General features: G+C 35.2%; 16 protein-coding genes. 13 read left to right on the top strand and 3 right to left on the bottom strand.

The window, feature by feature from the left end; genetic code table 11:
* Window positions 1–38 precede the first annotated feature (38 nt).
* Window positions 39–629 (bottom strand): riboflavin synthase, encoded by a 591-nt coding sequence (locus C245_RS0109100; RefSeq protein ID WP_017496281.1) that lies wholly within the window; start codon window positions 627–629, stop codon window positions 39–41.
* Window positions 630–686: 57 nt separating this feature from the next.
* Here C245_RS0109100 and pdxA point away from each other — a divergent pair, with 57 nt between their 5' ends.
* The 13 genes from pdxA (at window position 687) to C245_RS0109035 (ending at window position 9,482) form a co-directional block, all read left to right on the top strand.
* Window positions 687–1,736, top strand: coding sequence for a 4-hydroxythreonine-4-phosphate dehydrogenase PdxA (gene pdxA / locus C245_RS0109095; protein ID WP_017496280.1), 1,050 nt, complete (start codon window positions 687–689; stop codon window positions 1,734–1,736).
* Window positions 1,737–1,842: 106 nt separating this feature from the next.
* The gene (locus C245_RS0109090; RefSeq protein ID WP_017496279.1) at window positions 1,843–2,385 is read left to right on the top strand and encodes a DUF177 domain-containing protein; all 543 of its coding nucleotides are present in this window, start codon (window positions 1,843–1,845) and stop codon (window positions 2,383–2,385) included.
* A gap of 9 nt (window positions 2,386–2,394) precedes the next feature.
* Entirely contained in the window at window positions 2,395–2,589 is a 195-nt protein-coding gene (gene rpmF, locus C245_RS0109085) for a 50S ribosomal protein L32 (RefSeq protein ID WP_007137315.1), read from the top strand.
* Between the two features lie 173 nt (window positions 2,590–2,762).
* The gene (locus C245_RS0109080; protein WP_017496278.1) at window positions 2,763–3,761 is read left to right on the top strand and encodes a beta-ketoacyl-ACP synthase III; all 999 of its coding nucleotides are present in this window, start codon (window positions 2,763–2,765) and stop codon (window positions 3,759–3,761) included.
* Between the two features lie 23 nt (window positions 3,762–3,784).
* The gene (gene accB, locus C245_RS0109075; RefSeq protein WP_017496277.1) at window positions 3,785–4,276 is read left to right on the top strand and encodes an acetyl-CoA carboxylase biotin carboxyl carrier protein; all 492 of its coding nucleotides are present in this window, start codon (window positions 3,785–3,787) and stop codon (window positions 4,274–4,276) included.
* Between the two features lie 107 nt (window positions 4,277–4,383).
* A complete protein-coding gene (gene accC, locus C245_RS0109070; RefSeq protein ID WP_017496276.1) occupies window positions 4,384–5,733 on the top strand; it encodes an acetyl-CoA carboxylase biotin carboxylase subunit in 1,350 nt (449 codons plus the stop codon).
* Between the two features lie 299 nt (window positions 5,734–6,032).
* Entirely contained in the window at window positions 6,033–6,329 is a 297-nt protein-coding gene (locus C245_RS0109065; RefSeq protein ID WP_017496275.1) for a hypothetical protein, read from the top strand.
* Between the two features lie 73 nt (window positions 6,330–6,402).
* On the top strand, window positions 6,403–6,699 hold the full coding sequence (locus C245_RS0109060; RefSeq protein WP_017496274.1) for a hypothetical protein: 297 nt from the start codon (window positions 6,403–6,405) through the stop codon (window positions 6,697–6,699).
* 28 nt (window positions 6,700–6,727) lie between these two features.
* Window positions 6,728–7,018: a hypothetical protein gene (locus C245_RS0109055; RefSeq protein WP_026109966.1), complete on the top strand. Its 291-nt coding sequence runs from the start codon at window positions 6,728–6,730 to the stop codon at window positions 7,016–7,018.
* A gap of 29 nt (window positions 7,019–7,047) precedes the next feature.
* Entirely contained in the window at window positions 7,048–7,344 is a 297-nt protein-coding gene (locus tag C245_RS0109050; RefSeq protein WP_017496272.1) for a PepSY-like domain-containing protein, read from the top strand.
* 46 nt (window positions 7,345–7,390) lie between these two features.
* Entirely contained in the window at window positions 7,391–7,696 is a 306-nt protein-coding gene (locus tag C245_RS0109045) for a hypothetical protein (protein ID WP_017496271.1), read from the top strand.
* 11 nt (window positions 7,697–7,707) lie between these two features.
* A complete protein-coding gene (locus C245_RS0109040) occupies window positions 7,708–8,004 on the top strand; it encodes a hypothetical protein (RefSeq protein WP_017496270.1) in 297 nt (98 codons plus the stop codon).
* A gap of 128 nt (window positions 8,005–8,132) precedes the next feature.
* Window positions 8,133–9,482 (top strand): sigma-54 dependent transcriptional regulator, encoded by a 1,350-nt coding sequence (locus tag C245_RS0109035; protein WP_017496269.1) that lies wholly within the window; start codon window positions 8,133–8,135, stop codon window positions 9,480–9,482.
* Here the strand turns inward: C245_RS0109035 and C245_RS0109030 are convergent.
* Together C245_RS0109030 and C245_RS0109025 are read right to left on the bottom strand one after the other, a co-directional pair.
* The gene (locus C245_RS0109030; RefSeq protein WP_017496268.1) at window positions 9,479–11,920 is read right to left on the bottom strand and encodes an ATP-binding protein; all 2,442 of its coding nucleotides are present in this window, start codon (window positions 11,918–11,920) and stop codon (window positions 9,479–9,481) included. The genes C245_RS0109035 and C245_RS0109030 overlap by 4 nt on opposite strands.
* Before the next feature lie 178 nt (window positions 11,921–12,098).
* The gene (locus C245_RS0109025; protein WP_017496267.1) at window positions 12,099–14,000 is read right to left on the bottom strand and encodes a S9 family peptidase; all 1,902 of its coding nucleotides are present in this window, start codon (window positions 13,998–14,000) and stop codon (window positions 12,099–12,101) included.
* Window positions 14,001–14,047: the final 47 nt, after the last annotated feature.

The following is a 14,047-nucleotide window of genomic DNA, read 5'->3' as shown; positions in this document are numbered from 1 at the left end:
AAACTGAAGCTTTTTTTTTTATGGGTATATTCTGTAAATTATTTGTTTATAGCATAAAGTCTTGAAATGTATTTTCCAACAACGTCAAATTCAAGGTTTATTTTAGTCCCAACTTTGAAGTTTTTAAAATTAGTATTTTCAAAAGTGTAAGGAATAATCGAAACGCTAAATTCGTTTGTTTTTGAGTTTACGACCGTCAGGCTTACTCCGTTTACCGTAATAGAGCCTTTTTCGATGGTAATATTGCTGAGGTTTTTGTCGTATTCAAAAGTGTAATTCCAGCTTCCGTGTGCTTCTTCGATTTTAATGCAGGTTCCGGTTTGGTCAACGTGCCCCTGTACAATGTGCCCGTCCAGACGGTCTCCAAGTTTCATTCCTCTTTCCAAATTTATAATATCGCCTTCTTTCCAGTCGCCAATATTGGTTTTTAAAATGGTCTCGTCGATAGCGGTTACGGTATAAAATGAATCTTTTATAGCTACAACCGTCAGGCAGATTCCGTTATGAGAAACGCTTTGGTCAATTTTTAATTCATTAGTGATTGTGGAGTCAACTGTGATGTGAAGATTGTTTTGATCTTTTTTTATTTCGTGAATCCTTCCTAGGGTTTCTATAATTCCTGTGAACATTTTGGTTTTATTTTACTAAATTTGCACATCAAAATTAGTAATAAATAATCTGAGCTCATGAATAAAAAAGCAGAAAATATAATTGTTGGAATTTCGGTTGGAGATTTAAACGGTATTGGAAGCGAAGTTATATTAAAAACATTCGAAGATTCTCGTATGTTGGAGATGTGTACGCCAGTTATTTTTGCAAACGCCAAAATACTTTCTTTTGTTAAAAAAAGCTTCACGTCGACTGTTCAGTTTCACGGTGTAGATAAATTAGAGCAGGTTTTGCCAGGAAAAGTCAATGTTTTTAATCTTTGGAAAGAGGGGGTTGATATTAACTTCGGTAAAAATGATGAGAAAATTGGCGAATACGCAATTAAATCATTTGTTGCGGCTACCAAAGCGCTAAAAGAAGGTTTGGTAGATGTTTTGGTAACGGCGCCAATAAACAAATACAATATTCAATCGGAAGATTTTAAATTTCCGGGACATACCGATTATCTGGACAAAGAATTAGAGGGAAATGCTTTAATGATGATGGTTCAGGATAATTTACGAGTAGGTTTGCTTACCGATCATGTACCGTTGAATGAGGTTTCTTCGCATTTGACAGAAGAATTAATCGTTAGAAAGATTGAAACAATCAGAAAATCACTGGTTCAGGATTTTAGTATTGTTAAGCCAAAAATTGCTGTTTTAGGATTGAATCCACATAGTGGTGATGGAGGTGTGATTGGGAAAGAAGAAGATTTGATTTTGAAGCCAGCTTTGAAAAAGATTTTTGAAAAAGGAACTATGGTTTTTGGGCCATTTTCGGCAGATGGTTTTTTCGGAAGTGGTCAATATGAGAAGTATGATGCTGTTGTAGCTACTTATCACGATCAGGGACTGATTCCGTTTAAAACATTGTCGTTTGGTAAAGGAGTGAATTATACGGCTGGTTTGAATAAGGTTAGAACCTCACCGGATCATGGTACGGCTTATGATATTGCCGGAAAAGATATGGCAGATTTTAACTCATTTAAGGAGGCGGTTTATCTTGCAATAGATATTTTTCGCTCGCGTAATCAGTATGAGGAGATTACTGAAAAACCACTCAAAATAAAAGAAAAACAGTTATAAACAAAAAAAGGTGAATAAGATTATTAGTTTTATAATAATTTTATATCTTTGCACCCCAATTCAGGTATCTGAGTTTTAGATATGGATTGGACAAATTGATGTTGAAATGAGCAAAACAAAAGAATTTTTAATTCCTTTCGTAGGATTAAAACTAGGAAAACACCATTTTGAGTATCAAATAAGTAACACGTTCTTTGCGAACTTTGATTACGACGAATTTCAAAGTTCAGATATCAAAGTAGGTTTAGTTTTAGATAAGAAAAGCAACATGTTAGAGTTGGAATTCAAACACAAAGGGACTGTAAATGTACCTTGTGATCTGACAAGCGAAGATTTTGATTTGCCCTTAAAAGGCAAAATGAAATTAATAGTTCGTTTTGGAGAAGAATTCAATAACGATAATGAAGAGCTTTTAATCTTACCGCATGGAGAGCATGAAATTGATGTAGCACAGTACATTTATGAAATGATTGCACTGTCGGTACCTCTAAAACGAGTTCATCCAGGAGTGAAAGACGGCAGTTTGCAAACTGACGCTTTAAAAAAACTGAATGAGCTAACGGTTAAAGAAGAGAAAAAAGAGAGTAAACAAGAAGAAGATATTGACCCGCGTTGGGACAAATTAAAGAAACTATTAACGGATAAATAATATAGTAAAATGGCACATCCTAAGAGAAAAATCTCGAAAACAAGAAGAGATAAGAGAAGAACACATTATAAAGCTACTGTAGCTCAAATCGCTACATGTCCTATTACTGGAGAAGCACATTTATACCACAGAGCTTACTGGCATGAAGGTAAAATGTACTACAGAGGGCAAGTTGTTATCGATAAATCTGTAGCGGTTGCTTAATACGTTTTTGTAAATGATACTGGAACTCTCACATAGTGAGAGTTTTTTTTGTTGGTTATACTTTTCTTTTTTTAAGAAAATAACTGCAAATTAATTTCGTTTTTTTTTGTAATTTTCAAGTCTTTTAAAAATTTTTCAGATACGCTGTATTTGAAACGAAATAATAGAATATAATGAATACAATCACAGCCGCAATTACCGCTGTTGGAGCTTACGTTCCCGACTTTGTACTTTCGAACAAAGTTTTGGAAACGATGGTCGATACCAATGACGAATGGATTACTACTCGTACCGGAATTAAAGAAAGAAGGATTTTAAAAGATGCTGATAAAGGAACATCGTTTCTTGCTATAAAAGCAGCACAGGATTTAATAGCAAAAGCTAATATTGATCCGTTAGAGATTGATCTGATTATAATGGCAACAGCTACAGCAGATATGCCGGTGGCCTCTACAGGAGTTTTTGTTGCGACAGAAATTGGAGCGACCAATGCATTTGCTTATGATTTGCAGGCGGCATGTTCAAGTTTCTTATACGGAATGTCTACCGCTGCAGCTTATGTGCAGTCAGGAAGATATAAAAAAGTATTATTAATTGGTGCCGATAAAATGTCATCAATTGTAGATTATACAGACAGAGCAACTTGTATTATTTTTGGTGACGGAGCGGGAGCCGTTTTATTCGAACCAAATTATGAAGGCTTAGGCTTACAAGATGAATACTTACGAAGTGACGGTGTAGGACGCGATTTTCTTAAAATTTCTGCAGGAGGTTCTTTAACTCCAACTACAGCGGAGACCGTACAAAACAAACAACACAATATTATTCAGGACGGAAAAACCGTTTTTAAATACGCTGTAACCAATATGGCCGATGCCAGCGAATTGATTTTGCAAAGAAACAATCTTACGAATCAGGATGTGAATTGGTTAGTGCCACATCAGGCAAACAGACGTATCATCGATGCTACTGCAAACAGAATGAATCTTGAGGATTCAAAAGTATTGGTGAATATTGAAAAATATGGTAACACCACTTCAGCTACGTTACCATTAGTGTTAAGCGACTTTGAACATTTGCTTAAAAAAGGAGATAATATTATTTTTGCCGCTTTTGGTGGAGGATTCACTTGGGGATCTATTTACTTAAAATGGGCATACGATAAAAAATAAATCAAAACTAAAAACGAATCATTATGGATTTAAAAGAAATTCAAAACCTAATCAAATTTGTAGCAAATTCGGGTGTTGCAGAAGTAAAGTTGGAAATGGATGATGTGAAAATCACGATCAGAACAACTTTAGAAACGAATGTAACTGAAGCTACTTATGTACAGCAATTACCAGCTCAGGCAGCATTGCCACAAGCAGTTGTTCCTCAACAAACAGCTCCTGTAGTTGTAAATGTAAGTGCAGAAGCACCTGCTGCTGCTGTTGAAGATTCTAAATTCATTACTATTAAATCTCCAATTATTGGAACTTTTTACAGAAAACCATCTCCAGACAAACCAGTATTTACTGAAGTTGGAAGCACTATCGCAAAAGGTGATGTTCTTTGTGTAATTGAAGCAATGAAATTATTCAACGAAATCGAATCGGAAGTTTCAGGTAAAATTGTAAAAATTCTTGTTGACGATATGTCTCCTGTAGAATTTGACCAACCTTTATTCTTAGTTGATCCATCATAAATAAATTTAGATTTTAGATTTTAGATTTTAGATTGATCTGACAGAATTAATACAGACATCTAAAATTATCTAATGATCAAATTGTCTAATTATCTAATTAAAATAAGATGTTTAAAAAAATATTAATTGCAAATAGAGGAGAAATTGCACTTCGTGTAATTCGTACATGTAAAGAAATGGGGATCAAAACTGTAGCAGTTTACTCTACAGCCGATGCTGAAAGTTTACATGTTAAGTTTGCTGATGAAGCGGTTTGTATTGGGCCCCCTCCAAGTAACTTATCGTATTTGAAAATGTCAAATATAATTGCTGCTGCCGAAATTACTAACGCAGACGCAATACATCCAGGTTATGGATTTCTTTCTGAGAATGCTAAATTCTCAAAAATTTGTCAGGAGCACGGAATCAAATTTATTGGTGCAGCTCCTGAGATGATTGATAGAATGGGAGATAAAGCTTCTGCAAAAGCGACAATGAAAGCTGCAGGAGTTCCATGTGTACCAGGTTCTGACGGATTATTAGAATCTTTCGAACAAACACAAAAGTTAGCTAAAGAATTTGGTTACCCGGTAATGCTTAAAGCTACTGCCGGTGGTGGTGGAAAAGGAATGCGTGCGGTATGGAAAGAAGATGAATTATTGAAAGCATGGGAAAGTGCGCGTCAGGAAGCTGCCGCTGCATTTGGAAATGACGGAATGTACATGGAGAAACTTATCGAAGAGCCACGTCATATCGAAATTCAGGTTGTTGGAGATTCATACGGAAAAGCATGTCACCTTTCTGAAAGAGATTGTTCTGTACAACGTCGTCACCAGAAATTAACTGAAGAAACACCTTCACCATTCATGACTGACGAATTGCGTGCGGCAATGGGAGAAGCAGCTGTAAAAGCGGCAGAATTCATCAAGTACGAAGGAGCTGGAACTGTAGAGTTTTTAGTGGACAAACACAGAAACTTCTATTTCATGGAAATGAATACCCGTATTCAGGTAGAGCACCCGATCACTGAACAAGTAATTGACTACGATTTAATTCGTGAGCAAATTATGGTAGCGGCCGGAATTCCAATTTCAGGAAAAAACTACTTACCACAATTACATGCCATCGAATGCCGTATTAATGCTGAAGATCCTTATAACGATTTTCGTCCTTCACCAGGAAAAATTACTACGCTTCATATGCCAGGAGGACATGGTGTTCGTTTAGATACTCACGTATATTCTGGTTACAGCATTCCGCCAAATTACGATTCGATGATTGCAAAGTTAATCACAACTGCACAATCAAGAGAAGAAGCTATCAGTAAAATGCGAAGAGCTTTAGATGAATTTGTTATTGAAGGCATCAAAACTACAATACCATTCCATAGACAATTGATGGATGACCCAAGATATATTGCAGGAGATTATACTACTGCTTTTATGGATACATTTAAAATGAAACCTATAGAGGAATAAAATTAAAGGCTGTTGATTTTTCAACAGCCTTTTTTTATGTTACCAACTGGTAAACCCGATAGGTTTTAGAGACTTATCGGGTTTGCTTTTTGGTAGAGTAAACACTTTTGGTGTGTATTTTTTATACAGGTTTTTCCTGAGTTACACACTTTTGATAAATTTTGAATTTTGGCACAAATGGTTTAATTTCTTTAAAAATAAGGATTTAGCTAATTGTAGGTACAACGTTTTCGTTACGGCATAATAATTTCATTATCTAAAGCGTAAACAACTATTAAATAATTTAAAACGTACACATTATGAAAAATTTATTTTTATCAGCCGCAATTGTTTTAGGAGGTTTAACATCATTCGCATCAAATGCTCCAATTGCAAACACTATCGTTAAAACGGTTTCTGTTGCAGACGAATATACAGAGATCAAACTAGAAGAGCTACCTGCTCCAATTACCGAAGCTTTGAAAAAAGCATATCCAAGCGCTGTAGTTACAAAAGCGTATAAAAACGAAAAATCCGAGTACAAATTAGACGTTACAGTAGGAGAAAAGGTAGGTAACCTTTTTGCTAATGCAGACGGAACCTGGATTAAAAAATAAGGTAAAGCCGTTCTTATGTTTATACAAATTAAGAACATTAAAATAAAATTAAGAGTACTAAAATATACACACTATGAAAAATTTATTTCTATCAGCCGCAATCGTTTTGGGAGGTTTAACATCATTTGCTTCAACTTCTCCAATGTCAAATACAATCGTAAAAATAGCAGTTATCCAGGACGAGTACACTGAAATTAAAGTGGAAGAAGTTCCTGCTGCTGTAATCGATGCTCTTAAAAAAGCGTATCCGGATGCAATACTTTCAAAAGCATACAAAAATGAAAAAGCAGAGTACAAGCTTAGTGTTACGGTAGGTGACAAAGTAGGCTCTCTTTATGCAAATGCAGATGGAACCTGGATCAAAAAATAATTAATAAGAACCATTAAAAAGGATCATTATGAAAAAGTTAATCTTATCGGCAGCTATCGTGTTAGGTAGTTTGTCTATGCAGGCAGGAAATGGAACAATGACAGGTTTATTGGTAAAAACTGTAAGTGTTCAGGATGAATATAAAGAAGTTGATGCGGTTCCGGCTGCGATCAAAACCGCATTAGACAATGCTTATCCGGGAGTAAAACTGGATAAAGCTTATGTAAATGCAAAGAAGGAGTATAAAATAGAGATAACCGTTAGAGGAGAAAAATCTACAGTTTATACAGATGCTTCCGGAAATATTCTTAAAAAATAACGATTAGTAACCCATAAAAACCATTTATTATGAAAAAGTTAATTTTATCAGCAGCGATTGTTCTTGGAGGTTTATCCGTTCAGGCAGCAACTTCGACAGTGAAAACTTCAGACATTCAATCTGTAATTGTTCAGGATGAATACAAAGAGATTGGTACAGATGCAGTTCCGGCGGCAGTAAAGTCAACAATCGAAAAATCTTTCCCTAACACAAAACTTGAAAAAGCATATAAGAGTGAGAAGGATGAGTATAAATTGGAAATTTCCAGCGGAGATAAAAAATACACTGTGTTTACAGATGCTTCCGGAAATATTCTTAAAAAATAATTGCCTAATTTTATCAGCTAATACTAATTAAAAAAAGCAAGTACTTATGAAAAAATTAATTTTATCAGCTGTAATCATTTTAGGAGGTTTATTAACGAATGCAGAAGCGACTACATTAAAAAAATCAGTTTTGAATGTTGTTAAATTTCAAGACGATTTTAAGGAAATAAAACCAGAAGCACTTCCTGCTGAAGTTAAAGCGACTTTAGAAAAATCTTTTCCAGGTTCAAAGCTTGTAAAGGCTTATGTAAATCCGAAAAAGCAGTACAAATTAGAACTTAATTCCGGGGCCGATCAGGACAAACATTTTGTTTTCACAAATGACAAAGGAGTCATTGCGCCGAAATATTAAAAAAGAATAATATGAAAAAGTTAGCCTTATCAGTAGCAGTTGTTTTAGGAAGTTTATCCGTTTCTGCGAATACTGTTGTTGCTCAGGAGCAAATAAAAATTGCTGTTAATGTTCAGACAGAATATACAGAAGTTGCTGCAGATGCTGTGCCAGCTGCTGTGAAAACTGCATTGCAAACAGCGTATCCTGGAGCAAAACTCGCGAAAGCATGGGTAAACGAAAAAAAGGAATATAAACTTGAGATATCAGTTGGGGACCAAAAGGCTACTGTTTTTTCAGATGTCAATGGCAACTGGTTAAAGATATAATTAGGTGAATTTTAGATTTATGTTTTTGGTGAAAAAGAGATTGCGATAAGCAATCTCTTTTTTTTACATAATTTTGTGAAAAGACAATTTTATTAGTATTATTTTAGCAAAAAAGTCCTCAGAAACAAATGCCAAAGATATTACTGATAGAAGATGATATTTCGTTCTGCAAATTATTAGAGAAATTTCTAATCAAAAAAACATACGAAGTAGCCATTGCTTTCTCAGCTGCCGAAGCCAGAGTTGCAATCAAAAAAGAATCTTTCGATTTGATTTTAACAGATCTCCGTTTACCTGATTCTGATGGTATCGGACTTATGGCCGAAATTAAAACGGCATATCCGCAAGTTCCGGTAATTTTGATGACGGGCTACTCTGATGTTAATACTGCTGTTAAAGCCATCAAAAATGGCGCAGCCGATTACATTTCAAAACCGTTCAATCCTGATGAAGTTTTACTGGTCATCACAAATGCGTTAAAAGCGTCAGAAGAGGAGACAGATGAAGTAGTGGTGAAAGAGAAGAAAACTACAAAAAAACAAACTGCTGCCGAAAACGAATTTGTAAAAGGGATTTCTATAGCGTCTAAAAAACTTCTGGATCATATTCAATTGGTAAGCCCGACAGATATGTCGGTTTTAATTATCGGAGAGAGTGGAACCGGGAAAGAAATTATTGCCAAAAGTATTCATCAGCAAAGTTTAAGGAAAAACAATAATTTTATTGCGGTCGATTGCGGAGCTATTCCGAAAGAATTGGCAGCAAGTGAATTCTTCGGACATTTAAAAGGATCTTTCACTGGTGCTATCAGCGACAAAATGGGTTATTTTGAAGCAGCGAATGGCGGAACGATTTTTCTGGATGAAATAGGGAATCTTTCTTATGAGAATCAAATTCAACTGTTAAGAGCACTTCAGGAACGAAAAATTAAACCTGTTGGAAGTAATAAAGAAATAAACGTCGATATACGTATTATTACCGCTACGAACGAAGATTTGCGTGAGGCAGTAAAAAACGGCGATTTTAGAGAGGATTTATACCATAGAATCAACGAGTTTTCTATATTATCACCTTCTTTAAAAGAGAGAGAGGAAGATTTGATGGTTTTTGCAGATTATTTTCTGGAAAAAGCGAACCAGCAGCTGAACAAAGAGGTGATTGGATTTTCACCCGAAGTAGTTACAATTTTTCAAAATTATAATTGGCCGGGAAATTTACGTGAATTGCAAAATTGTGTCAAACGTTCGACATTGTTGTCCAAAGGTGAATTTATCGAAAGTGACGTTCTGCCAGCAGAGTTTTTTCAGATACAAAAGCCAACAAGTTCCAACGATAATTTTTCCTTATCCGAAAATGAAAAAGAAGCCATTATTCAGGCGTTATCGAGAGCACAGAATAACAAATCAGAAGCAGCCAAATTACTTAAAATTACCAGAAAAACACTTTACAACAAATTAAAGCATTACAATATAGATTAAGTCATTTCTTGCTGTAAGGCATCAAAGAGTATAGTTGTTTTCGATCTTAAATTGCGTAAAATATCCTCTGCTTCAGAAATATCAAGATTTGTACTTTCTAAAGTTTTTAAAATTTCACTTATTTCCTGTGTCTGAATTTGTTTAAACATAGGAGCCATTCGATGTGCGATTAAGTTAATTTCGGTTATGTTTTTTGACTGGAAGGCATTTTCTAAAGCGTTAAGATTTTCAGAGCTGTTTTCAATAAACGATTTCAAAATGTCTTTTAGTTCATCATTATCGTCACCTAGAAACTCTTTTAGGGTGTCCAGAGAGTATAATGTTGAGTTTATGGTTTCCTCATCTTGGTGAATGTCAATATTGGGCAATGTATCGTTTTCCAGAATCAGGTGAATCGTCTCCAGCAGTACTTTTGGGGAATAGGGTTTTTGAATTACCGTAGTAAAACCGGCTTTTGTATAAACCGAAGCATCCAGATCAGTCCTTCCGGTTAAAGCAATTACAGGCTGGTTTTTAAAAGTGGAGTAACCGCTGTTTTTGAGTTTTTCCAAGAACATAAAACCATCCATTTCGGGCATTTGTATATCAGTGATAATAAAATCGAAAGGAGTGTTTCCAATTGCTTCAAGAGCTTTTTCGGCACTGTTAAAAGAAAATACCTCGTGCTTTTCTTGTCTCAAAACACCACTCGTTAAATTCAGAAGATTAATATCATCGTCAAGAACGATAAAGGTTTGTTTTGGAGTATTCAGTATAATAGGTTCTTTTTCTTCAATTACTAAATTCTGACTGTTATCAAACAATAAAGGAAGTTGAATTTGAAAAGTACTTCCTTTCCCAAAAGTACTTTCAAGACTTAAGTTTCCGCCCAGAATCGAAATTATTTTTTGACAAATAGACAATCCTAAACCGGTTCCACCGTATTTTTTTTCGATTCCTTCATTCGCCTGAGCAAACTCCTCAAAAACTAATTTTTGATTTCCTTTTTCGATTCCAATCCCTGAATCCTGAATGGAAACGATGAAAAAGTCATTATTTTCTGTGGTGTAAGCGCTTATTTTTATGAAGCCTTCTTCGGTAAATTTATAAGCATTTCCAATAATATTGCTTAAAATTTGCTTTAGCCTGAACGGATCGCCTACAATTCGCGTATTCAGCTTGTCATCGACGTTAATAATCAGGTCGATGTTCTTTTGTTGGTAAACGGTTTGAATACTCTTGGCTACTCCATCGATTATTTCCGGCAATAAGAATGGGACCTTTTCAATGGTGATTTTTCCAGCTTCGATTTGAGAAAAATCCAACAAGTCCTGAACCAGCTGTGTGATGTATTCAGAAGAATTTTTAATGTTTTTGATGAAATAAGACTGCTTGGAATTCACTTCAGAATTACCCAGCAGTTCTGAATAGCCTACAATTGTGCTCAGAGGTGTTTTTAAATCATGACTTACCGTCGAAATGAGCTGTTCACGGCTTTTCAGTAGATTCTTTGTTTTGAAATTCGCAATCTCCAGCTTCTTTTTATAAACCTGCGATTTAGAGTAATCGCTTACAATTAGTATCGAGAAAAACAACGTCAGTATCAAACCAATAATTGCCGAAGCCGTAACAATATCATTCACTTTTTTAAGGGATTTTTCTTTTAAAGAATTGTTTTTTATCGAGTTGATGATGATTTCTCTTTCAATAATTCGAAGTACTTTTCGGAGTTGTTCTGAAATAGCGATTTCATTTTTTAATAATTTGTTCTCTTCGAAGTTTAGGGATTCTTTTTTCTTTTCAGCTTTCAGCTTCACATTGCTTAAAAGTTTTTTGGAATTGGCCAGGATCGAATCTGAGGCTTGTTTGCTTAAGGTATTGGTGCTGTCGTCAGGAATATTCTGATTGAGATAATCGACATATTTTTGAAGTACACTGCGTTGATAACTCCCCAATTGATTCGGATTCTTGTTGAAATCCTGGAGTTCTAATTTACGGAGTTTAAACTCCATTTTGGTAATTTCATCAATTGCGGTATTAACCGAAACTTCATCGTCGGCTTTGTTTTTTATGGTTTTTAACTGTTTGATGTTTTTTGTCTTTTCCGACAACAGGTATGTAACACTGTCGAGCAGCGTCTTTTGATATTGTGTCGTAACAATTTGTTTTAAGGTATCGATTCTGCATTTCAGGGAATCGGTTTCGATAAGGTAACTTTTAAAATCAGCCTCAGAATTAGTCTGGATGGTTTTTCTGGCTAAACTTTCGGTCTTATAAACGTTAGAAAACAGTTTACTTACTTTTAATATTTTAGTTTTCTCAAAAGCAATTTTACTTTCGAGTTTATTGTAAACCACATTTTCTGAATACAAAAACCAACCCACGGTAACCACTAATCCCAGTAAAGCAATATAACTGAAGAGTACTTTTATCGGCATGTAACTTTTTTTACTCTCCATGGGGTAATGTTATAGGTTTTGGGATGTTTATATTGGAAATCAGTGCAATTTATTTAAAATTTCGGTTTTTGAAATACAAAATAATGCTAATGTTTTACATAATTAAGAGGACCCGGAAAATAAAATAGCCGCAGATTTTTAAAATCTACGGCTATTTTTTAATTTAATATGTTTAGGCTTAAAGCGTCTCGTTCAGCCATTTGAAGAATTCACCTTGCCAAACCTGAGCGTTTTGCGGGTGTAAAACCCAGTGATTTTCATCAGGGAAATATACAAATCTGCTTTTAAGTCCTCTTAATTGTGCCGCCTGAAAAGCTTCCTGTCCTTGTCCGATCGGTACACGGAAATCTTTTCCTCCCTGGAAAATTAAGATGGGTCTGTTCCAGTTTTGTACCATTGTTGCAGGGTTAAAAACAGTATACGATTTTTGAGCAGCTGCATTGTCTTTCTCCCAGTACGGACCTCCAAAATCCCAGTTGTTAAAGAAAACCTCTTCAGTAGTTCCTAACATACTCACAGTATTGAAAACACCGTCGTGAGCGATAAAAGTTTTGAAACGGTTTTTGTGAATACCTGCTAAATAAAACACAGAATATCCTCCGTAGCTTGCGCCTACACATCCTAAACGAGATTTGTCTACATAGTTTTCTTTAGAAACATCGTCGATTGCTGATAGGTAGTCATCCATAACCTGTCCGCCCCAATCTTTACTAATCTGCTCGTTCCATTCAACACCATGACCCGGCATTCCGCGACGGTTTGGTGCAACCACCACATAACCTTTTGCAGCCATTAATGAGAAATTCCAACGGAAAGAATACGATTGTGTTAAAGCACTTTGTGGCCCACCTTGACAGAATAATAAAGTTGGATATTTTTTAGAAGCATCAAAATTTGGAGGTAAAATTACCCAAACCAACATTTTTTTACCGTCTGTAGTAGTTACATAACGCTTTTCTGTTTTGCTAAGCGCTAATGTTTTGTAGGTTTCTGTATTTACATTTGAGATTTGTTTCCAGGTGTTTTTCTTCAAATTAAAAGAATAAATTTCCGGAGCGTGATTCATATCATTTCTGGTAACAATAATATCATCACCGGCAAAACCTACTAAATCATTTACATCAAAATCCCCATTAGTCAATTGACGAACTTGAATAGCGATTCTGGTCAATCCCGGAAAGTTAACTGTAAAAAGCTGTTTTGTACCATCCACCGGAGCTACAAAGTATACGTTTTTACCGTCTTTACTCCAGATAAAATTATCTACAGTTCCATCCCAGTTTGCCGTTAAGTTCGTTTTGATGCCTTTAAATTCAACAATAAGATCGTTTTTGTCTGCTTCATAACCATCACGTTTCATTTGCAGCCAGGTTAAGTTTCCTGTTGGAGAAAATTGTGGTGCTGTATCGTAACCTAAATTACCTTCGGTTCTGTTTATCGTTTTCTGAGTTTCTAAATTATACTCGTAAATATCAGTGTTAGTAGAAATCGCATATTGAGTTCCTGCTTTTTTCTTGCATACATATAAGATGCTTTTTCCGTCAGGAGACCAGATGTAATCGTCGTCACCGCCAAAAGGTTTTTGCGGAGAATCAAAATTTTCACCTTTCAGGATATCAATTCCGGCAGCACCTTCTTTGTTTTCTTTGTAAAAAACATGATTGAATTTACCTTCATTCCAGGTATCCCAATGACGATAATCCAATCCGTCATAAATCTGGGCATCTGATTTATCCAGTTTTGGATAAAAATCTTTACCTAGAACTTTTTCCAGTTTCACCTCTTCGTTGTACACTAAAAATTTTCCATCAGGCGAAACGTTTTTATCTGCCAAAACTTCTTTAGTGTCTTTAATTTCGGTTGCAGTTCCGCCACCTACAGGAATGATGTAAAATTTAGAAGACGATTTGTTTTCTTCAACCGAAGGGGTAGAAACTTTAAAAACAACATTTTTTGAATCTTTTGAAAGTCCGAGTGCACTCACTCTTCCTAATTTCCATAACAACTCTGGGGACATTACATTCTGTCCGATAGCGTTTAAACTCATCATTATTAAGGTTGTAAATAATACTTTTTTCATAATAAAATTCTAATTTTTCGTGGGACTAAAAATACAACAATTAAATT

Source organism: Flavobacterium sp. WG21 (genome assembly GCF_000335775.1).
Lineage (GTDB): Bacteria > Bacteroidota > Bacteroidia > Flavobacteriales > Flavobacteriaceae > Flavobacterium > Flavobacterium tructae.
The sequence above is the reverse complement of the archived record's forward strand: the minus strand, read 5'-3'. Positions and strand labels throughout refer to the sequence as shown.